Origin of the sequence: Ktedonospora formicarum (genome assembly GCF_016587355.1) — a bacterium.
Lineage (GTDB): Bacteria > Chloroflexota > Ktedonobacteria > Ktedonobacterales > Ktedonobacteraceae > Ktedonobacter > Ktedonobacter formicarum.
Window position 1 is genome coordinate 1,965,807 of sequence record NZ_BNJF01000001.1, and the last position, 25,188, is coordinate 1,990,994.

Genomic DNA, 25,188 nt, shown 5'->3' on the forward strand with positions numbered 1-25,188 from the left:
ACTCGCCGCGACTTGTCAACACTTTTTCGACCTCTTTTTGAGAAACTCGTAAAAACTGGCCAAAATCGACTTCAGAAGGCGCCTAATGGCTCTTGTTTTAGCAGCAAATAATATTTGGGCAGTTTGGGACGATTAGGCATAATGAAAAGGAAAGCTAGAGAGCACGCAAGCCTTGCTGGCTTTACTCAAGCCACGTAGCAAGCGCTACATAAGATAGAGTAACAAGAAGAGTAAATCTCCTTCTTTGTAAAGAAAACAGTAAACTTGACGTGCATTGTACGTAATGATAAAATAGTCGGAGTGTGGTATCGAGTATGACACTGACAAAACACCGAGCAAAAGCAGGGGTGTTTTGTGCGGTTCGACAGTGCAGTCTACAGGTTATCACGAAACAGTCTCCGACTATTTAGGGAGGTTTCAATGCCGGCCACAATCAGTTATGCGAACATTTTGCATGCTGTCGGTCAGGTTCTGGATCAGATCGGCGCGAAGAGCATCGCAATCCGCGAGGAAGAGGATGGCCTTTTTGTAGAAGGATTTAATAGTGAAGGCCAGCTTCTAGTGCAAATGCACTATGATATTGCAAGTTTGTATGAATTGCTAAAAACACAAGAAAAGCAGCCGGAAACCGTTAGCGAAGCAACCGCTGAAGGTATATTGCATCGTTTCCTGGCGCAACATGATCGCGAGTTGGTAGGGACAGTCTTCTAATACTGTTTTATGTCTCAGTATACTTCAGGGAACCGGGGAACCCCTCCGGTTCCTCTCTTATTCAAACCGGAAGCCGTGTGGGAAGTGCGCAAAGGATTGCCTTGCTTCATGAGGTCATTACTTGCACAACCAGCGTTTACCGTAGCTACGCATACACTCAATTACGGCGACTAGATCCTGGCCCTTTTCGGTAAGAGAATATTCCACACGAGGAGGAACCTCCGCATACATTTTGCGTGAGATAATTCCTTCCTCCTCCAGCGAACGCAGCCGTTCAGAGAGCGTTTTTGGACTAATACCAGAAAGAGAGCGCTCAAGCTGATGAAAGCGTTTCAAGCCAGACGCCAGATCGCGAATGATCAGTAAAGTCCATTTGCCACCAATAATGGATGCAGTACAGGCAACTGGACAGACTGTGCCATCAGAATGGGATTTTGTTAGCTCCATGACTTTATGCTCTTTGTAAATAGTCCTTTCTCAACTAAAGAATATACCATAGTATGGTACGCAAAGTAAAGCGTAGGCCACTCGACTTTACTAATAAAGTATGATATGCTCACAGTATTAGGATCAACCATGGGATGATCCAAGCACCTGAACAATCATAAATCTTGGTCTGCGCGGTTTCTCCCAGTGAGAGGAGAAGGTTGTGCCCGAAGATATTGCTCTATTCATTGACTTTGAGAACATACGTTACAGTATGCTAAATATTCAACGACGAGAACCAGATCCACAAGAATTGATCGCGGTAGCTCGTCGCTATGGAACAGTAATGGTTGCCCGCGCCTATGCGGATTGGTCTCGACAGCCTGAGCCATTTAAAGGTAGCCTGACAGCTGCGATGATCGACCGTGTCGATTGTCCAGCCAAGCAACGTGACCGTATACGCATGGGGACGATTCATTATGCGAACAATAATCCAACCGGTCCCCTAGGCTCACAGAGCTATGTTGCTGAACAGAATACAGGCTCCTTTCAGCGGCCCTGGTCCAATGGTATGACGACTAGTTCGGGTTCGTTACCAGCCATTAATCCACATCAGAGCTTACCCCAGGGATGGCCCGAGGAATCTGATACTTCCATTCCTCCAGAGAAAGAGGAGGAAGAAGTTTTTGACGAAGAACGCATTCCCGATGATGAGTATACCTCTGACTATCAGCAGCGCGAGGCATATCGTACTACTTCCTATCAACGCCCCTATGATCAGGCAAGCCAGCCTACTGGTCCCCTTGGGCAAAGCTATACCGGTCCTTTAGGATATCCCACCACGCATACTGGAACTACAGGTCATATGCCCGCTGTTACTCCTGGCAATAGCACTATTGTCCAGAGCACAGTAGTACAAAGCACCGTCGATCTGAATATGCTTATGGATATCATTGAGACCGTTTTTGATCGCCCTACAATTTCAACCTTTGTGTTAATGACGGGCGACAAAGACTTTACACGTATTAGTGCCCGCTTAAAGCTGCGTCTAAACAAAAATGTTATTGTTGTAGGTATCCCAGGAACCGTCAGCCGAGACTTGATAAGCAGCGCAAACCAATTCGTTCCTCTTGTACCTGGTGGAACTGGGGTGAGTGGCATTACAGGTAATACAGGATCTTTGCCTGTGCCGAATGCCAACTTTGCCAGCGGCAGTTCTGGCTCGATGCCAGCCGTAAACTATCCCGCTAACTCATATCAGCAAGCCCCTTACGGTGGTCCAGCGATGGATGTTCTTGACCCACTTTTCGTTCAATTCCTTGATTACATTGACCGTAACTGGTCGTGGCGCACTATCATTGGCGTCTCTAACTTCATTGGTGATCCAGTCAATCCCAAGAATCGTTTCCGAGGACGCCTTACACGCGAGTCAGCTCGTGAATTGCTTAATACTTGTGTCCAACAAGGCATTTTACTTGTACAAACAGATGCAACAGGTGCCGAAGACCTTCGCCTCAACCGCACCCATCCCGGTGTCGATGAGGTGCTCAAGCAGTTTGTTCGTTAGCGATCTCAACGCTAGTGACACTATAAAGATGTTAGCGACTTTCGGGTAATCGAGTTCCCTGCAACTACAGGGGATACATACCAGAAGGTCGCTCTTTTTGTGATATGTTCGATTAATATGTATGGAGGTGTGCATGGACAAATCCCGTGTTGATTTTTTACGCCGCCTGGTTGCCAGCCCAAGCCCTTCCGGCTTTGAACGCCCTGCGCAACAGGTCGTGCGTGAAGAAATACAAAAGTATACTGATGAGATTCGTACAGATGTGCATGGCAATGTCATCGCGTCCCTCAATGCTCAGGCAGAGATGCGCGTTATGTTGGAAGCGCACTGTGATGAACTAGGTTTCCTCATTCGCTACATCGATGAACAGGGTTACCTTTATTTCGCTCCCATTGGGGGCTTCGACGCCTCAACCCTTCCCGGCAACCGCGTTCACATTCATACTCCCAACGGAGTTGTAAATGGTGTTATCGGGCGTAAACCCGTACATAGCCTCTCAGCGGACGAACGTGACAAAGCGCCCAAGCTGTGGGATCTTTGGATCGACATTGGTGCTTCCAATAAGGAAGAGGCTCTCGAACGCGTCCAAATTGGGAGTGTGGGTACTCGCGCGGCTGAATTGGAAACATTACACAAGGATATTATCATCTCACGCGCCCTCGATGATAAGTCAGGTGTCTTTGCGGTACTAGAGGCCGTTCGCCGCATTCATGCCAAACGGGAGCAGTTAAAGGCTGGCGTCTTCTTCGTTTCTGCGGTTCAGGAAGAGATTGGGCTGCGTGGCGCACGCACCAGCGCATATAGCGTGAATCCACATATTGCTATCGCGGTTGACGTCGCTCCTACAACTGATATTCCTGGAGCACCGAAGACACGCATGGGCGAGATGGTTCTAAATGGAGGCCCCATTCTGACCATAGGCGCGCATATCAATCTGCGCGTCTATGAGCGCCTGATCAAAGCTGCCGAAGAGGCTGGTATCAGCTATCAGGTTGAAGCATCGGCAGGTCCCACCAGTACAGATGCTGACGCGATTCAGGTCGCGCGCGGACCCATCGCTACCGGATTGATTAGCATTCCATGCCGCTATCTCCATACCGGCTCTGAAATGGTTTCCCTCAAGGACGTTGATGAGGTAGCGGAGCTCATATCACGCTTTGTACTAGCTCTGGATGCCGATACTAACTTGATTCCATAGCTTAGTTCTTCGACCGCTCGTTGTGCCTATAGCACACAAGTAAGGGAGGGAAAAGCGCGTTTTGGACATTCACAAAAACGCGCTTTTCCCTCCCTTACTCTACAGTTTGGCTTTGCAAATCCAAGGCACCTGTAAATTATTGCTTTTACCGCCAAAATTGAGTATGCTTGCCAATGTGATATTGTTTCTACTACCTCTCGCCTACCTACCAGCCTGTGGGGTACGGACAATACACAAACTTGAGTTGCTCCGAAGTTTGCTCAGCGTGGCCGCAAACATATACACTCAAACCAGGTGATTGACATGGTCACCAGTTAACCACTCACCCCAGGCATCTCTATGCCGCACCGTCGCGCATCTCATCGTCTCTCTATGTTCCACATGCTTCACCATGAAGGTGACTATTAGTACATCAGCATGAGAACTTAAAGTGTCCCTGTCCGACCTTGTCATAATCCTCTCGACAAGCGACATGGGCCCTGGCAATGTCAGCCAGAAGATCTTTGCGGCCTGCTATTCCTTAACTTGAAAGGAGCATCCCGTGACACATACGACTGACATACTGGTACATAGATACCTGCAGGAGAGTGGTCCTGGCGCGGCAATTGGTATCATGCAAGCGAATCATCTTCTCCATTATCAAGGCTATGGCTTGGCCTCCCTCGAATGGCAAACGCCCATCCGGCCAAACACAGTGTTCCGTATCGCTTCGCTTACCAAACAGTTCACAACCACAGCTATTCTCATGCTCCAGATGCAAGGGAAACTACATCTAGAAGACTCGCTACTAACGCACCTACCAGAATGCCCTGAGAACTGGCAAAACATCCGGATCAGACATCTGTTAACGCATACATCAGGTCTGGAGAATGTGGCAGATATGCCCGATTTCCAGATGCAAGCATCCCATGACCTCACCCTGCAAGAGGTTATCACGCTCTTCGAGGGCATACCACTACGCTTTGAACCCGGCACCGATTTCTACTATGGGAACTCTGGTTATCATCTGCTGGGCCTTATTATAGAACGTCTAACAGGGATGAGTTACGAGGAGCATATTCGCTCCGCCATCTTCGAGCCGCTGGGCATGAAACAATCGTTTTTTCAACAAACCACGCCGATTATTCCACGCCGCGCGAGTGGCTATATTACAACCGCAAATAGCATCATGCCTGCGCCACTGCTCAGCACTGTCGCCACGCATTCTTCAGGTGCCATAGAGTCTACACTTAATGATCTCGTCATCTGGGAACGGGCAACTCGCGAACATGCACTGCTCGATGCCGCAGCCCAAAATCTTATGCTGACACCAACAACGCTGTCTGATGGCAGACAGGTTGCATACGGACTAGGTTGGGCCTTTTCTAATTATCGTGGCAAAGCAGTCGCCTGCCATGGAGGATGGAGTACCGGGTATCGCTCCCTGATCGCGCGTTTTCTAGAGGATGATCTTACAATTATTATTCTGTCGAACCATCGTGACTTTGCGATTGAGCGCATCACCCTGGAGCTTGCGGCGCAATACATTGACTTCCCCCTACTTACACGCCAGGCGCTCTCACAGGAAATTAGCTCCTTCAAAAAAGTCATTGGGAGCTATAATCTGGCAGGCGCCCCAACAAGTTCCCGCATTGAAATAACAGGACGTGACCAACGTATTCTTCTCCGTAGGGGCCAGCGAGAGACAGTACTCTTTCCCGTAAGCGAAACAGAGTTTGTACCTGAAACTAATCACGATGTAGCTTATCGCTTTGCGGAAGAGCGTGATGGGGCCTTCCATTCCCTAACGATTACCTACCCACTGCATTTCTCCATTGCCAAACGTCAGATTCAAGCGACTTTAGCCAGTCCCTTCTAGCCTCGTTCCACTAATGACAGAGAGTTCGCCTGAATGGCTGCTCTCTGTCATCCCCTTGAACGCTTCCTCTGCCAGCTTTGAAATTGTGCAACCAGATGGCATGCCCGCTTGACAAAGCCCCAGGCATCCCCTAGAGTAAATATGGATTTATTTATACATGAGATTATCCTCCAGATGCCATCATTACTACAAAGTTGGAGAATAGAGAAACAGTGCAATGAAAGCGAAAACACACGGTAAGTATCTGATACAGTTGAATCACCTGGGCATTATTAATTGTTATCTGGTACAGGAAGAAGATGGTTTGACACTGATCGATACCATGATTTCTGGGTTGGGCAGGCAGATCATCGAGGCATCTCGCCAATTTGGAAAAGAGATTGTACGCATAGTGGTTACCCATGCCCACAGTGACCACACCGGATCTCTCGATGAGTTACATGAGGCATTACCCAAAGCAGAAGTGCTGCTGCTAGCACGCGAAGCACCTTTCCTTGGGGGAAACAAAAGCCTGGAAAGAGATGAACCACAAGCTCCCATACGTGGCGAATATCCTATACGCAAGACAAAACCAACACGCCTCCTGAAAGATGGCGAGCACGTTGGCTCATTACGCGTGGTCGCGACGCCAGGCCATACACCAGGACACGCCTCATTCCTCGATGAGCGAGATCAAACACTCATTGCGGGAGATACGTTTCAGACCCTTGGAGGGATAGCTGTTGCCGGAACTATCCGCCTCCTCTTTCCCTTACCAGCTCTAGGAACATGGCATAAGCTCTCGGCCCTAGAGAGTGCTCGAAGGCTTCGCTTTTTGGAGCCCTCTCGTCTGGCAACAGGGCATGGACCAGTACGAGAAAACCCGCTACGCGAGATGGATGGAGCCATCGTTACGCTGGCTCAAGAGCTAGAGAAACAGGCACTTTACACTTCCAGTGGGAAGCACTAGAGCATAAACTTTTTTCACTCTGATACGTATGCAATGGTAACCAGAAGCTCTTATATAGGACGTGATTGCTTACCTCGAAAGGAAGAAATACAGTGCCGCAACAGATGCATTCACCGGAGGAAGAGTACCATGGCTACCATGCGGAAGAATACTCATCTCCTACGGCAGCACCTATTAACGAAAATAAGGAACGCTATACGTATCAAACGCCGCCTTATGACGTAAGTGGACAAAAGATCAATCAATATGGTTTCTCTGACAATCGTTCAAGTATATCAGCCGGGCAACGCCTGGCGCTGGGCATTGTATCGGTTGTTATGTTTGTTCCCATTTCGGGTATCCTACTTGGCTCGACCGACTACTCCAGCACCTTCGTCGTCATCGCGAAGCTTATTGGCCTTGGTTGTATTGCCGTGGCTATCCTGGGTATCAATATTGCTTTTAACTGGCGTAGGTCATAGAGCCTTCCCAACATCCGTTGATAAACGCAAAAGAAGCACAGATGCCACCGCGATTCTGCGGTGGCATCTGTGCTTCTTTTTACACTCAGACGCTTCGGCTGCATATACAATTGCTTATATCTGCCAGACCTTAGCATCAGAGAAATTAGCCTGAGAAATCAGATTGTCATTGTCGACCACTACGCCAATTTGTCCATGTGAAAAAGTACTGTTTGACGCCTCACCAACTTGCTTTCCATTCGCGAAGAATTGGAACTGGCTTCCTTTGGCGGTCACACCTAATACGACCTTGCTGGTACTAAAGTCAGCAATATCTCCGGTTATAACCTTCTTGAAGCCACTCGAATGGTTATAGTAATAGAAGCCAAAGGAACCATCATAGAATGCCATATAGAGATAGTACTCCTGTTGGGCATCATCCGCTCGAAAAATGAGACCGCCAGCATTACCAAGCATGTTCTTCATTGTCACTTCATATGAGAAGTCGGTATAATCAGTACTCTTTGCGACGCAGGGCAAGAAGGTATTTTCCTTGCTCTCCTGGGCAAGATAACTACCACCTGAGAACTTACACAGGCTATCGCTAGCCCATCCATGCTCAGAATTATTGCTCGCAAGGGTATCATTAAGTACTTGCTTGCTACTGAAAGGGAAATGGGTAGCAATATAGGTCGCGGTCGCCTGAGCATTCGCGGTTGACTGAGCCTCAGCCGTCGCGGTACTATGGGCATTATCTTGCGCCGTATTATAAGCGGGAATAGCAATAGCGGCACTCACGCCTGCCAGCACGACAAAGACAGCCAGGATAATTAAAGCAATTTTGCCACCACTCATACCTCGCTTCTGAGGGGGCATCATCCCTGGCTGTGAATAAGGGTTGGGCGCGGGAGGATAACCAGGATAGCCAGGAGCAGATGGCACACCACCAGGAGGAGGATAGCTCGTCTGTGACTGCGACTGGACTGTTGGCTCATAAGCATTATTATAGCCCGGTTGCGAAGGTTGAGAAGGCGTATTGCCACCATTCGGATATGGAGAGCCTCCATAAGGGTTGTATGGCTGCTGGGACTGATATGGATCGAAGGGAGTGGGAGGAGGCGGAACCGATCCAGGGTTTTGTGGTGGGTAAGGTGGGTTCCCTCCCGGGTTATTGAACTGCGAATGAGGATCGTAACCCATGAATAATTTCTCCTTCACAAGGAATAAATGAAAAGATTGTATCTAATTGGCCTGCGTTTAACATCGGGAGCGAGCAAAACAACGAACCACTGCCATAAGTAAGCATAGTCAGGGCCAAGCTCCAGATGACACCTCCCAACATTTACATAATCAGAAGTACAAATATACTGTACGAAAAAACAGGGAAAATTTCAAATGCCAGCCATGTGCTTTCCCATCCTCTCCTGGTATGCCAATATTTAGAAATGGGCTTCCCGGCAGCTGAAGATCATCCCTATTTCGCTCTTAATAGTAGCAGGCAGAAGTACATTCTGTCCAATAACATCAAATTGTGGGATGTGACTCGGTGCGTAAGCATCTAGCAAAATCAAAGTGGCGCTAAACAGTTTACCCTTAGCATACAGCATATCAGGCATTGAAACCATGAAAAAACACACAAAATGAGAGTCATCCAGATCACAATAGTGAGTCTACAATGTATCAAAAACGCCTGAATGGGGAAAGCCCAACGAGAATTATGCGAACTTCCAGAAAAGTGAAATGGTGCGAAACACACAATAAGACATAAGACAGTAGACTTTACATACTATGGAGAGACCATTATAATCTTAGACGAGTTTAAATAAATAGGAACACAAATCTACACAGAGCACTCTCTTTCTAAGAGCACTCTAGCAATACAGCGCCGCCAAGTGAGCGGAAGAGCAAATGGCAAGGGATAAGAAAGAAATATGGGAGAGGTGGGTTCTTCCGCTCAGCACGCAGAAGGGATAATACAAATTATAGTATGGCTGAACACAAATCACGTGTAGGTCAGCGTATAGGCAATTATCGTCTCACGCGGCTCATGGGTGAGGGAGGATTCGCGCAGGTCTATCGTGGCGAGCATCTCCAAACCCAAAAACTTGTAGCAATTAAACTCCTCCACGCCTTGCCAGAACAGCTTGATGAGAGCAAAATACATAAATTCCATAAAGAGGGGCGCATCGTCGCTAGCTTACGCCACCCACATATCGTAAAAGTAGAACATATAGGCATGGAGGGTGATACTCCTTACCTGATTATGGAATTTCTGCCTTATGGCACTCTACGTCGACGCCATCCAGAAGGAAGCACCTTAAAACCCTCGCTTATCGCCTCTTATATCGAGAAAATCGCCGATGCGCTCGATTATGCTCATAGCAAGGGCATTATTCATCGCGATATTAAACCCGAAAATATTCTGCTTAACCGCCGAGGTGAACTCATTCTCAGCGACTTTGGGATCGCTTTCATTAGTCAACAGAATCCCGAGATCAGCCAGCTGAGCATGCCAGGGGTAGCAGGAACCTATTTTTATATGGCCCCGGAACAATGGATTGAGAAGCCGACCTACGCCAGTGATCAGTACTCGCTAGCAGTCACCGTCTATGAATGGCTCTGCGGCGAGCGTCCCTATCGCGGTAGCCCTGGTTCTCTCCTCCTCCAACATCTCAATGTCACGCCTCCACCGCTACGAGCTCGCAATGCCTCAATCAGCCCGGTGCTAGAGGAAGTGGTCATGAAAGGGCTGGCAAAAGACGCTCATCAACGCTATGCCACTGTCCTGGAATTCGCTCAAGCCTTTAGCGAAGCAGCGCAACCTGAGCCAAAATCCCAGCCCGGCTCATCTCTACCAGCGACCCCGGCGCGATCCGAAAAGGTCACAAGGCCACCAGTCCAAGATGAATTGCCGAAGATAACACGCCCACCTGTCTCCCAGGAACCACAAGAAGATATTGCCAAACGCCCTACGCATAGGCTTGAGAAGAGGGTACAACCTTCCAACAAACGCCTGGCACGTTATGGGAAGCAATTGCAGTCGTTTAAGGATAGATTCCTGGGCACAACCAGAACACAACTTGCTGATCCGGGCCGCCGTAAGCTGCTCTTTGGTCTGGCTGGAGCTGTGCTTCTAACAGGGGCAGGAGGCATTTTCTGGCTGGGAAACAATCAAGGCAAGTCGAACCAGACTCGGGGGCAGGTGCTTCAAACACTCACACTGACCGCTCCGGCGACATCCGTAGCCTGGTCTCCGCGAGGTACATATCTGGCGGTAGGCAATATCGATAGTACTATCGATATTTGGGAAGCGCAGACAGCGAAACATATCTACACTTATACAGGCCATACTATGCGCATTAATGACCTTGCCTGGTCCGCAAGCGAAGAATATATTGCCTCGGCAAGTGATGATAGTAGCGTTCACGTCTGGAAGCCGTTGAATGGGGAAATGACACAGAAGTATATCGGACATCTCTCGGCGGTTAATACTCTGTCATGGTCCCCTGATGACGCAGTCATTGCTTCTGGGAGCCTGGATACAACGATTCAACTCTGGGAACCAATCAGTGGCAATGTACTCTCACGCTATGAAGGACATAGCCACAGTGTGACCATCCTGCGCTGGTCGCCCCATACGCAGCAGATCGCATCTACAGCACTTGAAGAGAATAGTGTTTTGCTCTGGGATGTCACCACTAAGCAGACAGTAGCCAAACATCAGCATGAGGCAGCAGTGCTAACGCTGAATTGGTCGCCCAAGGAAGGCTCATACCTCGCATCGGGCGGCAGAGATCGACAAGTCCATATCTGGAAGCCTGATACAGGCCAACTCGTCACGACATATACGGGACACACAGATGTGGTACGTACTATTGCTTGGTCCAAAGACGCGACCCATGTGGCATCTGGCTCGAATGACCACACAGTCCAGATCTGGCAGGCACAAAATAGTCAGCATGTCTACACGCAGAATACGCCGGATAGTGTCACTTCTGGACTGGCCTGGTCTCCTCTCAATGGAACCACTATCGCGTCAGGAGGAGATAAAACAGTTCAGATCTGGAATGCCATTTAGAAATCGCAACCATCGCCGCCTGATACATCAGGCCCGTCCTTTGACCCTGGAGGCTTCATGTCACGATACACCCGCGACGCTCGCGGTGAACACGCTCTCATTGGGCCTGCTATCTTTTTCTTGCTGCTTTTAATTCTAAGTGGCTGCGGAAACATAGCATCAACAGATGAGTCATCCCAGCATACGCAAACATCAGCCAGTACACCTACTGTACCTCTGGGCGCGCAAGCCTGTCCAGCGACAGTCAGCGCAAAGAACTATTGGGGGTCGGTTGTAGGGATACAGCGTGAACAGAATAGCATTGCAGGGGTTACCTGCGCTCATTTGAAAGGCGACAAAACATTACAGGCTCTGGTCGTTGTCCAATATAGTGGAGCCAGCGGGGGCGTAAAAGACGTGTATGTATATGATCAGATTACAAGCCCTGCGCCAACTACAATCCTGGAATTAAAGGATCTGTATCAAGGAGAGGCTCTCATCAGTGGTTACAACACAGTCATCACACGGGAGATTGACTGGGACTCCAGCATGAATAAGGGAAAAGACAAAGATGCCGTTCAGCCCGATCTCTATCGCGAATTCAAATGGGCAGCGGGAGCGGGTGGTATGTTCCCAGTAGCATTCCGTGGCCTGTATCCCGATATGACGCGTTATCAAGCAGAAGACGATCAGAAACAGGTGGAGATGGGGCAAAATAAGTGGAAACTCAACGCCCTTCAAGTAGCCCAGCATATGGGAAATTCTCTCCTCCAATGGCCCATGACAAGTAAAGCCAGTATCGTCAGCCAGAATGGAGCCGAGGCAGTAATCCACCTCACTGGTCCACATGGGAATATGCTGACAGTGACCCTGGGCAGGCTTGAGGGGCGCGCCAACGGAATCTGGTTGGTGACAAACGTCACCAGCGCTCATCTAACAATCACGCAACCCGTCGCGCTGGATCATCTCACGCGGAACTTCACGCTCCAGGGAAAAGGGACAATCTCAAAGGGGAGCACAGAGCAGATTAAGGTCTTAGATCATCTCTATCAAGCTATTGGCAACGCGAGCACCCAAAGCCAAAGCGGCACATCGACGTTTAGCGCCAAGGTTAGCTATACGCCAACTTTTACCAGGGGCAGCGAGGACGGCATAGTAGGCCTTTTCGCGCGCGACAGTAATAATACAATCATAGACGCGGTACTCTTCAAGACGCTGCTTGATTAGTCCATACCCATAAACAAAATGGCACCTGTATCAAATGATGCAGGTGCCATTTCTTATGCAACGCTTTGAATAGAAAGTCAGCAAATAGCCACTAGTACTATTACTCGACAAACCAGGATCTCGTAATTAAGCCCTCAAGAACTTCATACATAATGACTGAACGCACTGTGCGTCCATCGACCAGGCCCTCTACTTCCTCCTCATCGATGATCATACTTTCCGAGGCAATGCGCCTGGTGATACGAGCATGCAAGTTAGGGCACTCGGCAAAAAGCTTGGCATAGGAGAGGCGCAACGCTTCCAGACCTTCATCAAGGGTCTGCCCGCCCGGATGCAGGGCAACTCTGATGGAGGGGCTGTAGCAAGAAAGAAAACCCTCCAGATTATGAGCATTATATGCCTGTAACTGGCGGTCTACCACGTCTTGGGCAGTAATTCCTTCCAAAATAAGACTCTGTTGCTCCATAAATCAAACCTCGAATGAAAAGTTCCGATAAATTCGTTCTTATCCTAGTACATTTCGCAACCATACGCAACTTATACCACCAATTTTATCCATAAAGTCCGTTTAGCTTAGAAGGGTATTCTTCACCCCCATGGGGATAACTTGCTCTCTCGGTACATCACGCATCCCACAAGACACATAGGCTATATAGTAAGAGTATTCGCAAGACGAGGGGAGATTCATGCAACAGACATCTGGGGAGCTCAAGGAAAACCCTCTCACTGAGCAAAACCATTCAAGCAAGAGACGCACTCAAAAGGGACTAAGCACTGTCCTCACTATTGTTATCACGATCTTTCTAAGCGCACTTGCTAGCTACACTATTCTGTATTTCGCTCTTCCTAAACCTATGCTCAGCATCCAGAGCGATTATCATCACGAAGGACTAGCGGCGGGCAGTAACGGCACAATCTTCTATCTCAATGGGCGGAACTTCTCCCCAAACACGACTATTGCACTTTACCTTGACGAAAAGCGACTGGCGAATCAATCTACCATCACAAGTGCTCAGGATGGCACCTTCAGAACCGAGTTGATGGTAACAACAAACTGGACACCCGGCAAGCATAAAATCAGCGTACAGAACGACACCAACCGCATCGACTCCTCTGAGTTCATCATCGTCCAGCCCGGTGAAGCTCATACACCGGGACCCGCTAATGCTCCTGCTAATGATAGTTCCTTCGAGTTCCTTATCACCTTTCAGGGTCGTATCGAGAATACAGCCCCCTTCACCTGGCAGCAGGAATTTGATATTCGTGGGAAGGAAAATCCTAAAGGTGGAAGTGTATGCACCGATGCCGATACAGGCAAGCCCCAAAGGATTTCTTCAAGCACAAAAGAGATGCACGTTCGCGCCACAAAATGTCAGGGAAACTATCAAAGTGGGCAGATTACCTATGACCAGATTATTATTGCGGATCAGGTAGAAAGATATAGTGAACAAGGAACTGTGTATTGTTCACTCCCCCCACATCGGTCTACCTCCATCTAAACGGTACCTTCAGCAATAAGACGGTTGCCAGGGGTACTTTTGAATTCCGGGCCATCAAAGGCACATGTTCTAATAAGCAACAACAGTATGCATTATCTCTTATTACAGGAACCTGGACAGGGCACTTCCCCGACGACGATTAAGAGATAGAGCTTTCACGCATAGCAGTCCCTCTTTTCCTAACTCCTCTGGTGGAATCCAGAAGAGTTAGGAAAAGTTTTAATAGATATGTTCACAAATATAGGATGCTAACGAGAAATATGCTATACTCTTAGCAAATTTGCATTTTACTTTGAAGCCAATCTATCGTCCGGATGAATTAGAGCTTTTATACATTTATCATGCTCTATTATGAACAGCAAATCCATCAAAACACGCCCCAGATATATTTGGAGGTTTCACGCATGCAACATTGCCGATATTGCGGTGCGGAATTGCCATCAGAAGATGCGCGCTTCTGTGGCAACTGTGGACGATCAATCTCCACATCGACACTTGCCAACGCACCCATGACTCCGTCTACTAACGATAGTCGTCCCCTGGCTGATGCCCCTACTATGCGAGCAACACCATCCCAACCAGCACCTGCCCCAATGCCACAGGACACAAATATTGCGACAGACGGCTTCTCTTTTCAGGAATATCAGACTCCACTCAAAGAGGATCCAGGTCAGCAAGTTGCCCCAGAGCGAGCGAATTATCAAGCAGGTGAGCATTTCGGAGTATCCGCAGTAGAGCAACCATCAAGCTCACGCCCATTACCCTCTGGCACAGTCCCCCCTCCTGTTCCGCAAAGCGGCTATCCTGCCGCACCTGCGGCGCCACCAACGCCACCGTTTCCTCCCCAAGCCGTGCCCGCGCAACCAGGAATTTACCCTCCCCCCGTCACGCCATCTCAGGCTAGCGGACTCTATCAGAGTGTACCCGCGCAACCGGGGGCCTATCCCCCTCCCATCGCGCCCGCCCAAAGTGGGGCTTATCCCCAAGCGGTTCCAGTACAGCCCGGTGGTTATCCGCCTCAGACGCCGCCTGCCTTCCCTGGAGGTTATCCCCAGGGTGGTCCTTATCAGCCGCCCCAACGCAAACCCTGGCTGAGCAGCACAGCCGGTAAAGTAACACTTGCCATTATTATTATCGCCGTTATCCTGGGTGGAGCAGGAAGCATACTCATCTATCAAATGACGCGCCCCAAGCCCATCATCACAGTCAGCAGTGATTATAAGGTAGGCAATGAGCCTGCTGGAGCAAGCACTACAATCCTACGCGTAACGGGACAACAATTCTCAGGAAGCTCAACCATCACATTCTTACTTGATAACAAGCCCCTCGCCTCTCAATCCATGGCGATCAGCGACCAGGATGGGAAGTTCAACAGTAATCTCAAAATTGATGAAGGCTGGAGTATTGGCAAACATACGCTAACAGCAAAAGATGCCGGAGGCTATACCACACAAACAGGTATCTCCGTCAATATCGTTACCCCTGGGCAGGCTAAGACGCCTGGTCCGAAAGACGCGCCCTCCGATGATCAGAGCTTTAACCTGGAGGTGCTTCTCACGGGACGAGATACCGTAAGTGGAAACCCATACACAGCTAAAATGACTCTGATTGTTACCGGGCATCCAGATCCCACAGGAGGAAGCGTCTGCACCCAATATGCTGATGGCACCCCCCATACCAACTCAGGTATCAGCAATGGTGCGACAATCAAAGAGACAGCTACCACTCAATGCCAGGGAACCTATAAAGGTGGCAAAATAGACTATAACGAGAAGCTGCTACAAGATACGCTCGAAATTACACAGCAAGGACAAACATTCAAATGCACGCTTAATACGACCAATACCCAGTTCCATATCGAGGGGTCGTTTGAGAGCAAAAGTACAGCCAGTGGCAGCTTTGATAGCGGGACTCAATCCTATAGCTGTAATATTCCAGGAACCTCCTCCCTCCAATCCCATGACACAGGTACCTGGACCGGCTTTAAAGCATCCTAAAAGCCTGGCTCACCTTGCTTCATCTCATATGACACAACAATGGGAAGTGCGAAGAGATTTAAGAACACTTCGCACCTCCCATTATTATCGGTTTATCCTCGCACACAGCACATATTTGGTACCGATGACTATCCTGAAAGAGGGTTACCATTATCACAAGCAAGAGGATAGGTCGTCAAAATGCGCTCTAACAAGGATTCTGACCTATATAAAGTATTGCAAATTTTAACCCACAACCCATTGATACGCTGGCGTATCCAATGCTATATCTGCATCTTTCTCCTGGGCTGGCTCTTCGCTACGCTGCTCGAACACCTGCTCTGGTTCTCGCTCTCAATGCCTTTCTCCTTGACCCAACTTGGTCTTCCGCTACTTTTGCTGGGGGCGGCCCATTTGACCCTCTTCCCAGAACTGGCCTCACCAGTTGGACATTCCTCCTGGCAAGAACAGACGCGCCTGCTTCTAATTAATATAGCGTTTGTATTGGTTGTTCTGCCTGCATTCCTGGCATTCCTCCCCTTTCAGATCCCATCTTTCACATGGTCCTGGCCCATGACGATAATTTTGGCTCTGGGCACCACCTTCTTTACGCTGCACTTACTACATAAGCCTCGTCAAAGAACCGTATGGTACAATTGAGAAAGAAGAATACAATATAAGGAGTTTGTAGAGACACAGAAGGGCCCCATTATAAGTAGGAAGGCGTGGCGACATGCGATATCAGACAAAGCGTAAACAGAGCAGTAATCAATCAAGAGTCTCTAGTCAATCTCACTGGTGGGTGTGGTGGACATGCTTTTGGGGGGCATACTGGCTTTTTCATCAATGGTTGATCGCTCTCGGAGCTTTGCTTGTTTGCGCTCTCGTCTATACAGCCTGGAAGCATGACTGGCTGCATAGACGTAAGCCAACTATTATCTATGTAAGCCGACCAGTTCCGACGTCTACACAAATATTTGATACGCAACGTTCCTATGAGCAAGGCTACCAGGCGGCAGAAACACTGGAAGATCGGTCAAATCCTGATACAGCTTATTATCAATATGAGCAGCCACAAACGCACTATCCAGAGCAGGAACCGCCCGGTATGGTGTTCCCAATTGAGCGGCATAGGCTCCCTATACCTCAAGCATCCTCGGAAAACGAAAGCTCCTCCAATTCGGAGAGCGCCTGAGCAACCTCCTGATAACAAGGCTCCCACAGGTCCAGGAGGGATTGAAATTTGGCTACAATATCCTGATCACTTGTCTCTTGAAGCCAGCGCCTGGTCTTTTCAATCTGGCAGCTTTGCTCCATAAGCCAGACATGTACTCTCTCCTTAACGGCATTGACCGCATCAGCACGCGTCGACAAATAAGCGATAGTGATCTCATTACCAGAAGTTGGCAGCAGCGTTATTTGCAGGAGGGCGGAATGCCGCAGACGCTCTCCTTGATAAACAAAAACTTCACGCAACAGGAAGCGCCCATACGTTCGTACAACCGTACCGGTTTCTTGAGTAAGGTGCATAAGGCTTCCACTTTCGTAGGGATTTACCAGCGTTGGCACCCTTTCAGCAAAGGAATATCCCAATTTACTCATCCTGTATAGCGGCAGGCTGATTCTCTGTATCAGTCTACCTTATGCCTTTTCGGAGGCGAACAGTATACGAAAAGACCTTAAAACATCCCAAAGGACACGCTCTCAAAATGAGAGCGTTACAAAGTTCACTACATTTTTGCCCGTTATGTATTTAGACGCAAAAGGGCTGAAATCGTTTCAAGTACGCCTATCCTACCCTCTACAGGTACCATTCTCAACAGGACCTTTGTTCTACGATAGCGGAGTTGTTACCTTACACAGGCTCAAACTCTGCGCATACATATACAGAGATTAAGCATCCTGAGCGCTGCTGTGAGAGCGCCTCTATTCACGTATTCTCCACACACTTACATCAAGAGATCGGCGTCTATCGCTTTCGTTACTATAAGCGTGTTCATTGAAAAGCGCAACTCTAGTGAGCGCACATGCCCAAAAGGATAGGACTACTGGTAGCGCAGAGCCTCAGCAGGAGCAATCCGGCCAGCTTGCCAGGCCGGCAAAAGCGCTCCTAAAAATGATGAGAACAAGGAGACACCAACTATCAGAGCCAGATAATACCAGGGAATATTAAATGTCAATCCAGTCTGATATTGCTCAAAGAAGTTGGCAGCAAAGATGTTGCGAGAGAGCACCACCCCTAGAACAACGCCGAGAATACTCCCAAATGCACCTACTAGAAATGACTCCAATAGGAGGGCTTGCCATACCATACGGCGACTACAGCCAAGCGCACGCAACATACCAATCTGCTGGCGCCGCTCTATTACCGCTCGCGTTCCCGTAATCGCGAGGGCCGCAACTCCTAGCAAGAGAGTTACACCTACGACCCCAATCAGAATGTTGCTCAGCAGAATACGCGGACCTCGAATTTGCCAGATCACATCCTCCAAAACTGTCGTTTCCAGGCCATAATCCAGATAGGCAGACCCCAACGCAAGCGCGAGTGCACGCTTGTCCTCTCCCTGCGCGACCTTAAAATAATAGGTCCGAGACTGTGGTGATGTCTGAGAAGAAGATATACTCGTCAGGTTCTTCAGGCTGGCAGGGGAGCGTGGAATATAGAGGCCAAAATGAGCAGCATCACTATTATCAACAACACCTATGACAGTAACTTTCATCGCCTGCTTCACACTGGGGCCAGTCAACCAGAGAGGCACAGCGGCAAAGCTCTTATCGCCCTGCGAGACCCCACTCATTGAGAAAGCATTCTCGGGCTCAATATTCGGTGGCACTGCCGGAACAGTCACGATACTGGGTGCTGGCACTGAAGGGTCATACACAGGAAAGGGAGAACGATACGGCAGCGCACTGCTATCGATCAGCGCATAGTCTGGGTGCTGCCTCAACGCCTCCCAGACAGCGGCATCACTTCCGAAACCACTGGCGCGCGCTGAGAGATGCAAACCATACCCTTGCAAAAAACCACCATCTACGATCTGTGCGGGGTAAACACTCCAGCGTGGCACACTCGCACTCAATTGGATGACACCGACAGAAGTTGTGCTCCGCTCACCTATCGCTGAAAACTGTGCTGGATCTATGCCCCGGTCTGCTAACGACTGAGAGAGGTCCGGTAACGACTTAAAATAGGCTGTGGCCTGAATATCATATCCCCCCGTTTGCTGATCAATATCGGCATAGCTATTCTGTACCGAATTAGTAATCACGCCCATTACAGTCATAGCAAATACGACCATGCTAAACATAACCACGCTCAAACCCATGCGAAAACGCCGGTGTAGCGGGTAGGCAGACGCGAGTCGCAAAGTTGCATACATTCGAGGAAACAGAGACCAGAACCGCAATAGAGGCGAAATGAACAGGCCCATATTAGCCACAATAGCCCAGGTCGCTCCCAGTACCATCATGATACCCGCAACAAAAAAGATCTCTATCCCCCCTGAAAACGACGGAAACCCAATGCCGCGAGAATATCAAATGGAAGCGCCCAGTATGCAAGCAACAATGCCCCTGAAAGCGCCGCGAAAAGACCACTCGAAACGCGTCGCGCACGCGTACGATTATCATGCCCCCTTACCCACAAATTAAAGCGATAGAATAAATGCTCTGTCAGGGCCTTCAACATGAGTCCAGCCCCTACTACTAGTAGCGAAAAACCCAGTGAGAAGGGAAGGACCTTCCCTTCTCGCAAACCAAGAGCAAAGAGCCACCAACCAGCTAGCAGAGGCAAAATCCCTGCTTCCGCCAGAAAGACACCAGTTCCCGTAATCGTCTCCGGCACAATCTCAAGCATAGCCCTCCGGGCTTGCCGCCAGCGTGATACGAGCGGAGATGAATGCTCTCCAGCCTGCTTATGAACATCTTCACGCGGAGCAGGCGGTCGAAAAAGCCCTTTCAAAACCAGCCATAGCCTCTGGAACGACTCACGCAAGGACGCATTTTGGATGGGCTCTGGCAGATCACGTAGCGCCTCAATGACATTCATGCGGCTCACTAGCCATGAAGAGAGGACTACTGAGCAGAATGTAAAGATAACTCCCAGGCAGTAAGCAATAATAAAGCTCCTGGGTTGGGCACTAAACTTTAGCGGGAAATCAAAGCGCTCCATGATCGGACGCAAAAACCAGATCAAGGCTGCTCCTCCACCAACCCCCAGCAAAAGCCCTACAAATGAAGCCAGGACATCGTAGACGGCCCCCTCAAAGAGAAACATTAAGATTACGTGACGGCGCTGGACGCCAATCGCACGCGCCATCCCCATTTCCACACGCCTCTCCGCCGCCAGGAGCACAAAGATGAGCAGAATCAGCAACAAACCAATCGCCAGAGAAAAAAGTGTAAAGAGAGCGAAGATGCGCGAGAAGATATCCTCCGCTTTCTGAGTATTCTTCAAGCCCTCTTGTTTGACCTGAATGACATGGACCTGGTGCGGCAAGACCTGTCCCAAGCGAACCGTAACCGCATCGCTAACAGAAGACCCACCAGGCTCAACACCAACTCGATTGTGGACATAAATCTGATTGATAAGGGCACTGTTGATGTCTTCAAAGCCACGCAGGGTCTCCACATCCATCAGGATAAAGGGATTATCACCAACCAGACCATCGTTACTGACGACTCCTGCTACATAGACCTGAAAGCGCTCACCGGGCCAGTGCTCAGAGTAGAGATAGAGTTTATCACCAGTGTGAGCGTTAAGGAACTGGGCAGTAGTTTCATTGAGATAAACTTGATTTTTGCTCAGTTCGCTTATTGTTCTTTGGCGCGATGTTGTCTGGTCAAGCATCCCACCGAAGCCTAGCTCACTTCCAGGCACAATCCCCAGAGCAGTCACCTTTGAACGCACCTGACGCGAACTCTGATCCGCGATCAAGAGATCCTGCACGCGCAAACCCGCTCCAACCGAAATGATATCAGGGTCATCTCGCGCAGAATCCCGCACATCACGATAGATTCGCTCCGAATAGAGGCCAAGCGTACCAGAGCCGCCTTCGATAAGCTCATCCACATTTCCCCAGTTAAAGACCGCTACCGTCTGCGCTGTAGTTGTCAATACGTCTCCGGTTGTCAAAACACTGGAGAGCAGGGTCGTGGAGAGCATGAGCGCACAGACAATCAGAACCATCTGCATACGACGACGTGGAATGTTGCGCACGCCAATCTTGAAGAAGATAGCATTCAGAAGCGCCAATATCACCACAAGCACAATGATAATGCTTGTAATAATCAGCAGGCTTGTCGAGACAGTTTCGATTGGGATACCAAACAGCGACGTCATACTATCCTATGTTGCTTGAGAGCCTGGTAGAAGAGTCGCGCAAGGCGTTTGTATCCCTGTGTGCTGGGATGAAAGCCATCGCTACTAATATAATCGAGGTGCTGGGGCAACTCTTGCCAGGCCTGCGAAAGATCTACTAAAAGTACATGATGATGATCTACAACAGACTGTATAACAGCATTATAGCTGCTGATCGAATGCGCAAGCGTGGTGGTGTCGGTCCCGCTAAAGCGAGGGAGCAGCGTCAAATCGGGAACATTAGCGACCACAATATGAGTATGAGGCAACTGCTTCTGCAAACGTTGAAGCAGCAGATCCAAATCGTGTTCGTAGGTTGAGGTAGAAACGCGGTCAACCAGATCGTTCACAGCGAGCCAGATGGTTACCAGGTCGGGGTGCGCATCAAGCGCGACCGGCAACTCAACATTTAAGGCATCATGTACATGCATACCTGGAATACCCAGGTTAATAAGATGGATAGAGTCCTGACCCTGCTTCGATCCTTTGCTCTGCTCATCCTGAACAAGCAGATGAGCCAGACCAGCAGGCCAACTCTCGGTACGAGGATTATCAGTACCAGTCCCGAAGGTATCAGAGGCTCCGATAGCAACGTAAGTAAGGTGCGCCCTGGGTAATTGTTGTAGCGCCAGATTGTTATCTTGCCGCTGCCCTGTATGAGGTGACGTACACCCAATCAGGCAGGTAAGGGACAAACAAATGACACCCAAAATCTGAGCCCATGCCAGCCAACCGACATCAGGCCCTCTTATTCTCCGCTGGCGCACCCAATTGGTGCTATAATGGGCACTATTTGACGAGGGCAGCACTGAGCACAGAGATGAGAGCGAACAGCACCACAAAGATGATTGTCAGGTTAAACACCAGGCGCTCTACACCACGACGCGTCTTAAAGACGGTACCCGCGCTACTCCCACCAAAGGCGCTACCGAGGCCCGCACCACGCACCTGCAAGAGAATAAAGACGATGACAGCAACGCAGAGAATGATCTGCACAACCTGAATTGTCGGAAGCCAGTCTTGTAGCAAGAGTATTTCCTCTCTTTCGTATGTGTTGACAGAACCACAGGCGCTCAACGTCACACATAAACGATTGAAGAATAATGCCGCCGAGAAGACAAAATATCCTCGGCTCGCCTGATTATACCATAGTTCCCCCCAACGTCGAGATATGCTCAGCAGATTCCTTAAGCTTTCCAGCATTCCCTGAAGTGGAATGCTGGAAGAGCTACAGTTCCAGCGCCTTGCAGTCGATAATATACACTTGAGCGAACGGCATGTATCATAAGTGCAGAGTCAGGGGCAAAGGGGCTATCCCCTTGTAGGGGACCTATCCATATGGTACAATACAATCCGGGCGAGGACATTTGGTCCCCGCCCGATCTTATGTAGAAAAGCGAAAACTCATGGAAATAACTTGGCTTGGCCACGCTTGTTTTCAACTCCGTGGCAAACAGGTTGCGTTAGTAACCGACCCGTTTACTCCTCAGCCAGACTCCTCGCTGGGTAAGATCACTGCCCCCATCGTCACCGTTAGCCATAATCACCCCGGACACAATAACATCGCAGCCGTCAGCGGTAATCCGCGTGTTGTGCGTGGTCCAGGTGAATATGAGATCAGTGACGTGCTTATTACAGGTATCGCCTCTTACCACGATGGGAAACATGGCGCTGAGAGAGGTCGCAACACCATCTACGTGATCCATATGGATGGCCTGGTTATCTGCCATCTCGGTGATCTTGGTCACACTTTACAAGAAGAGCAACTCGAAGAAGTGGCCGATGCCGACGTCTTGCTTATCCCCATTGGCGGCGGTAGCACAATTCACGCGACGCAGGCAGCGGAAGTGATTAGCCAGGTAGAACCACGTATCGTCATCCCTATGCACTACAACCCAACAACAGATGAAGGTTTGCAGGCTCTCAACAAGTTCTGTCGTGAAATGGGAGTTGAGCAATCTGCTCCACAACCGAAATTTACTGTCAGCCCAACGTCGCTCCCTGTGGAGACACAGGTGGTACTACTTACGCCACCAGCCTGATACATATATTCAAGGTTGTAGCAATCGTCACGTAGTTTGAGACTGCAACGTCATTGTTTCATTTGCATTAACGGAAAGGCTCCGGCTTAACGTCTTCATAGGAACCAGAGTCGCTGCCCATGATGCTCTCTTTAGAGGGTCGCAGGGGCCCCTATAGCGAGCATGCTCAGGAGTTCTGAGAAGCCTTTAGGAGGTTTTGTTTGCATGTCAAAATTTATCTTTGTAACAGGTGGTGTGGCTTCATCGGTAGGTAAGGGCATCAGCGTTGCCTCTCTGGGCCGCCTCCTCAAGAATCGCGGAGTATCCGTCTCGCTCATGAAGCTGGACCCCTATATCAATGTTGATCCTGGCACGATGTCTCCCTACCAACATGGAGAGGTCTTCGTCACCGACGATGGTGCCGAAACAGATCTGGACCTGGGACACTACGAGCGCTTCACTGATGAACCGGTCTACCAGGCCAATAACATCACAACCGGGCAGGTCTACGCCTCAGTTATTGCCAAAGAGCGGCGCGGAGAATACCTCGGAGGTACAATTCAGGTTATTCCGCACATCACGAACGAGATTAAAGCCAGAATGCACGCGGTCGCACGCCACTCCGACGCAGATGTCGTCATCGTCGAGGTTGGAGGAACGGTGGGCGATATCGAAGGCGAGCCATTCCTGGAGGCAATTCGCCAGATGCGGACCGATGTTGGTCGCCAGAATGTGCTCTACCTACATGTGACCCTACTCCCTTACCTGGGAGCTTCAAAAGAACTAAAGACCAAGCCGACACAACACAGTGTCAAGGAACTGTTGCGTGTTGGTATCCAGCCTGATGTCATCCTCTGTCGCTCCGACCATGAGGTCAGCGATGAGTTGCGCGAGAAGATTGCCCTGTTCTGCAATATTCAGGCTCGCGCTGTTATTCCCCTGCCTACAGCGGATACTATCTATGAGGTACCGATGATCCTGGATAAGGCTGGCCTCGGCGAGTACTTGACGCAGGAGTTAAATCTCCCGTCCCAGGAACCAAAGGTAGATGAGTGGAAGAATCTGGTTCTCAAGATCAAGAGCCCTCGACCTGAGCTCACGATAGGTCTGGTTGGCAAATATGTTGAGCTTCATGACGCCTATATGTCTGTCGCGGAAGCGCTACACCATGCAGGCTGGTATCACAATGTCGATGTACGTATCAAATGGATCAATTCCGAAGCGCTTGAGAAGATGAACGAGGCCGAAGTACTGGAAGATGTGGCAGGCATCGTCGTTCCAGGCGGTTTTGGACATCGCGGTATTGAGGGCAAGATCAAAGCGGCCAGCTTCGCACGACGCAATAATATTCCTTATCTGGGCCTGTGTCTGGGTATGCAGGTAGCAGTCATCGAGTTCGCGCGCAATGTACTGGGTCTGCAAGAGGCCAATAGCTCCGAATTTGATCCACAGACACCTTATCCTGTCATCGATTTAATGCTCACCCAGCGGCAAATTGCAGACAAAGGTGGTACAATGCGCTTAGGGAACTGGGTTTGTTGCCTGACCAAAGATACCAAAGCCTTTGCAGCCTACAATGAGCCAATCGTCTTCGAGCGCCATCGTCATCGCTATGAATTTAATAGCGAGTATCGCAAACGAATGGAAACTCAAGGTCTGATCGTCAGTGGGCACTCAGCCGATAACAGCCTGGTAGAAGTTGTGGAGATCAAGGATCATCCCTGGTTCGTGGCTTCACAGTTCCATCCCGAGTTTAAGAGCCGTCCAACACGGCCTCATCCTCTCTTCCGCGATTTCGTAGGTGCCTCTTCCCAGATAGCCCAACACAGATCGAAACAGCACGCGCAGGAAGAAGACAATACGCTGGCAACCCACCTCCAATAGAGGTGATTGCTAGCAT

The 25,188-nt window shown here is 49.5% G+C and carries 22 protein-coding genes; 14 read left to right on the forward strand and 8 right to left on the reverse strand.

What is annotated here, in order from left to right; genetic code table 11:
* Positions 1-420: 420 nt before the first annotated feature.
* A complete protein-coding gene (locus tag K3T82_RS08395) occupies positions 421-711 on the forward strand; it encodes a hypothetical protein (RefSeq protein ID WP_220193029.1) in 291 nt (96 codons plus the stop codon).
* Positions 712-828: 117 nt separating this feature from the next.
* Here the strand turns inward: K3T82_RS08395 and K3T82_RS08400 are convergent, their stop codons facing one another.
* Positions 829-1,158: a winged helix-turn-helix transcriptional regulator gene (locus tag K3T82_RS08400; RefSeq protein WP_220193030.1), complete on the reverse strand. Its 330-nt coding sequence runs from the start codon at positions 1,156-1,158 to the stop codon at positions 829-831.
* Positions 1,159-1,360: 202 nt separating this feature from the next.
* Here K3T82_RS08400 and K3T82_RS08405 point away from each other — a divergent pair, with 202 nt between their 5' ends.
* The 5 genes from K3T82_RS08405 (at position 1,361) to K3T82_RS08425 (ending at position 7,170) form a co-directional block, all read left to right on the forward strand.
* A complete protein-coding gene (locus tag K3T82_RS08405) occupies positions 1,361-2,704 on the forward strand; it encodes an NYN domain-containing protein (RefSeq protein WP_220193031.1) in 1,344 nt (447 codons plus the stop codon).
* Positions 2,705-2,837: 133 nt separating this feature from the next.
* Positions 2,838-3,902, forward strand: a complete 1,065-nt coding sequence (locus tag K3T82_RS08410) for a M42 family metallopeptidase (protein WP_220193032.1) — start codon at positions 2,838-2,840, stop codon at positions 3,900-3,902.
* Between the two features lie 541 nt (positions 3,903-4,443).
* The gene (locus K3T82_RS08415) at positions 4,444-5,760 is read left to right on the forward strand and encodes a serine hydrolase domain-containing protein (protein WP_220193033.1); all 1,317 of its coding nucleotides are present in this window, start codon (positions 4,444-4,446) and stop codon (positions 5,758-5,760) included.
* A gap of 217 nt (positions 5,761-5,977) precedes the next feature.
* Complete coding sequence (locus tag K3T82_RS08420; RefSeq protein ID WP_220193034.1) at positions 5,978-6,709, forward strand: MBL fold metallo-hydrolase; 732 nt, start codon at positions 5,978-5,980, stop codon at positions 6,707-6,709.
* 92 nt (positions 6,710-6,801) lie between these two features.
* Positions 6,802-7,170, forward strand: coding sequence for a hypothetical protein (locus K3T82_RS08425; protein ID WP_220193035.1), 369 nt, complete (start codon positions 6,802-6,804; stop codon positions 7,168-7,170).
* Between the two features lie 114 nt (positions 7,171-7,284).
* Here the strand turns inward: K3T82_RS08425 and K3T82_RS08430 are convergent, their stop codons facing one another.
* Positions 7,285-8,349, reverse strand: coding sequence for a hypothetical protein (locus K3T82_RS08430; RefSeq protein WP_220193036.1), 1,065 nt, complete (start codon positions 8,347-8,349; stop codon positions 7,285-7,287).
* Between the two features lie 787 nt (positions 8,350-9,136).
* On the opposite strand from K3T82_RS08430, the gene K3T82_RS08435 reads away from it, so the two are divergent.
* Together K3T82_RS08435 and K3T82_RS08440 are read left to right on the forward strand one after the other, a co-directional pair.
* Positions 9,137-11,227 carry a serine/threonine-protein kinase gene (locus K3T82_RS08435; RefSeq protein ID WP_220193037.1) on the forward strand — a complete coding sequence of 697 codons (2,091 nt, stop codon included), beginning with the start codon at positions 9,137-9,139 and terminating at the stop codon, positions 11,225-11,227.
* Between the two features lie 57 nt (positions 11,228-11,284).
* The gene (locus K3T82_RS08440) at positions 11,285-12,433 is read left to right on the forward strand and encodes a hypothetical protein (RefSeq protein WP_220193038.1); all 1,149 of its coding nucleotides are present in this window, start codon (positions 11,285-11,287) and stop codon (positions 12,431-12,433) included.
* 100 nt (positions 12,434-12,533) lie between these two features.
* Here K3T82_RS08440 and K3T82_RS08445 read toward each other — a convergent pair whose 3' ends face one another.
* Positions 12,534-12,899 carry a nuclear transport factor 2 family protein gene (locus K3T82_RS08445; RefSeq protein ID WP_220193039.1) on the reverse strand — a complete coding sequence of 122 codons (366 nt, stop codon included), beginning with the start codon at positions 12,897-12,899 and terminating at the stop codon, positions 12,534-12,536.
* A 220-nt stretch (positions 12,900-13,119) separates the two neighbouring features.
* Between K3T82_RS08445 and K3T82_RS08450 the strand changes: the two genes are divergently transcribed.
* The 4 genes from K3T82_RS08450 to K3T82_RS08465 all read left to right on the forward strand — a co-directional run bounded on the left by K3T82_RS08450 (position 13,120) and on the right by K3T82_RS08465 (position 17,103).
* Positions 13,120-13,932 carry a hypothetical protein gene (locus K3T82_RS08450; RefSeq protein WP_220193040.1) on the forward strand — a complete coding sequence of 271 codons (813 nt, stop codon included), beginning with the start codon at positions 13,120-13,122 and terminating at the stop codon, positions 13,930-13,932.
* A gap of 404 nt (positions 13,933-14,336) precedes the next feature.
* Positions 14,337-15,929, forward strand: coding sequence for a zinc ribbon domain-containing protein (locus K3T82_RS08455; RefSeq protein ID WP_220193041.1), 1,593 nt, complete (start codon positions 14,337-14,339; stop codon positions 15,927-15,929).
* A 180-nt stretch (positions 15,930-16,109) separates the two neighbouring features.
* The gene (locus K3T82_RS08460; RefSeq protein ID WP_220193042.1) at positions 16,110-16,568 is read left to right on the forward strand and encodes a hypothetical protein; all 459 of its coding nucleotides are present in this window, start codon (positions 16,110-16,112) and stop codon (positions 16,566-16,568) included.
* A gap of 73 nt (positions 16,569-16,641) precedes the next feature.
* Complete coding sequence (locus K3T82_RS08465; protein WP_220193043.1) at positions 16,642-17,103, forward strand: hypothetical protein; 462 nt, start codon at positions 16,642-16,644, stop codon at positions 17,101-17,103.
* Here the strand turns inward: K3T82_RS08465 and K3T82_RS08470 are convergent.
* The 5 genes from K3T82_RS08470 to secG form a co-directional block, all read right to left on the reverse strand.
* Complete coding sequence (locus tag K3T82_RS08470; protein WP_220193044.1) at positions 17,055-17,438, reverse strand: hypothetical protein; 384 nt, start codon at positions 17,436-17,438, stop codon at positions 17,055-17,057. The two genes, K3T82_RS08465 and K3T82_RS08470, sit on opposite strands and share 49 nt — an antisense overlap.
* A 515-nt stretch (positions 17,439-17,953) precedes the next feature.
* A complete protein-coding gene (locus tag K3T82_RS08475; RefSeq protein ID WP_220193045.1) occupies positions 17,954-19,378 on the reverse strand; it encodes an ABC transporter permease in 1,425 nt (474 codons plus the stop codon).
* A gap of 23 nt (positions 19,379-19,401) precedes the next feature.
* Positions 19,402-21,249: an ABC transporter permease gene (locus tag K3T82_RS08480; protein ID WP_220193046.1), complete on the reverse strand. Its 1,848-nt coding sequence runs from the start codon at positions 21,247-21,249 to the stop codon at positions 19,402-19,404.
* Positions 21,246-21,962 carry an SGNH/GDSL hydrolase family protein gene (locus K3T82_RS08485; RefSeq protein ID WP_220193047.1) on the reverse strand — a complete coding sequence of 239 codons (717 nt, stop codon included), beginning with the start codon at positions 21,960-21,962 and terminating at the stop codon, positions 21,246-21,248. The genes K3T82_RS08480 and K3T82_RS08485 overlap by 4 nt, the downstream gene beginning before the upstream one ends.
* Positions 21,963-22,056: 94 nt before the next feature.
* Entirely contained in the window at positions 22,057-22,296 is a 240-nt protein-coding gene (secG, locus tag K3T82_RS08490; RefSeq protein WP_220193048.1) for a preprotein translocase subunit SecG, read from the reverse strand.
* Positions 22,297-22,673: 377 nt separating this feature from the next.
* Between secG and K3T82_RS08495 the strand changes: the two genes are divergently transcribed.
* Positions 22,674-23,309, forward strand: a complete 636-nt coding sequence (locus tag K3T82_RS08495; protein ID WP_220193049.1) for an MBL fold metallo-hydrolase — start codon at positions 22,674-22,676, stop codon at positions 23,307-23,309.
* A 204-nt stretch (positions 23,310-23,513) separates the two neighbouring features.
* The gene (locus K3T82_RS08500; protein ID WP_220193050.1) at positions 23,514-25,172 is read left to right on the forward strand and encodes a CTP synthase; all 1,659 of its coding nucleotides are present in this window, start codon (positions 23,514-23,516) and stop codon (positions 25,170-25,172) included.
* Positions 25,173-25,188 lie beyond the last annotated feature (16 nt).

What these genes read in the sequence shown, in the direction of transcription:
- K3T82_RS08395 (WP_220193029.1), top strand. Translation starts at nt 421, where the DNA reads ATGCCGGCCACAATCAGTTATGCGAACATTTTGCATGCTGTCGGTCAG.
- K3T82_RS08400 (WP_220193030.1), bottom strand. Translation starts at nt 1,158, where the DNA reads ATGGAGCTAACAAAATCCCATTCTGATGGCACAGTCTGTCCAGTTGCC.
- K3T82_RS08410 (WP_220193032.1), top strand. Translation starts at nt 2,838, where the DNA reads ATGGACAAATCCCGTGTTGATTTTTTACGCCGCCTGGTTGCCAGCCCA.
- K3T82_RS08420 (WP_220193034.1), top strand. Translation starts at nt 5,978, where the DNA reads ATGAAAGCGAAAACACACGGTAAGTATCTGATACAGTTGAATCACCTG.
- K3T82_RS08430 (WP_220193036.1), bottom strand. Translation starts at nt 8,349, where the DNA reads ATGGGTTACGATCCTCATTCGCAGTTCAATAACCCGGGAGGGAACCCA.
- K3T82_RS08435 (WP_220193037.1), top strand. Translation starts at nt 9,137, where the DNA reads ATGGCTGAACACAAATCACGTGTAGGTCAGCGTATAGGCAATTATCGT.
- K3T82_RS08440 (WP_220193038.1), top strand. Translation starts at nt 11,285, where the DNA reads ATGTCACGATACACCCGCGACGCTCGCGGTGAACACGCTCTCATTGGG.
- K3T82_RS08445 (WP_220193039.1), bottom strand. Translation starts at nt 12,899, where the DNA reads ATGGAGCAACAGAGTCTTATTTTGGAAGGAATTACTGCCCAAGACGTG.
- K3T82_RS08450 (WP_220193040.1), top strand. Translation starts at nt 13,120, where the DNA reads ATGCAACAGACATCTGGGGAGCTCAAGGAAAACCCTCTCACTGAGCAA.
- K3T82_RS08455 (WP_220193041.1), top strand. Translation starts at nt 14,337, where the DNA reads ATGCAACATTGCCGATATTGCGGTGCGGAATTGCCATCAGAAGATGCG.
- K3T82_RS08460 (WP_220193042.1), top strand. Translation starts at nt 16,110, where the DNA reads ATGCGCTCTAACAAGGATTCTGACCTATATAAAGTATTGCAAATTTTA.
- K3T82_RS08465 (WP_220193043.1), top strand. Translation starts at nt 16,642, where the DNA reads ATGCGATATCAGACAAAGCGTAAACAGAGCAGTAATCAATCAAGAGTC.
- K3T82_RS08470 (WP_220193044.1), bottom strand. Translation starts at nt 17,438, where the DNA reads ATGCACCTTACTCAAGAAACCGGTACGGTTGTACGAACGTATGGGCGC.
- K3T82_RS08475 (WP_220193045.1), bottom strand. Translation starts at nt 19,378, where the DNA reads ATGATGGTACTGGGAGCGACCTGGGCTATTGTGGCTAATATGGGCCTG.
- K3T82_RS08480 (WP_220193046.1), bottom strand. Translation starts at nt 21,249, where the DNA reads ATGACGTCGCTGTTTGGTATCCCAATCGAAACTGTCTCGACAAGCCTG.
- K3T82_RS08495 (WP_220193049.1), top strand. Translation starts at nt 22,674, where the DNA reads ATGGAAATAACTTGGCTTGGCCACGCTTGTTTTCAACTCCGTGGCAAA.
- K3T82_RS08500 (WP_220193050.1), top strand. Translation starts at nt 23,514, where the DNA reads ATGTCAAAATTTATCTTTGTAACAGGTGGTGTGGCTTCATCGGTAGGT.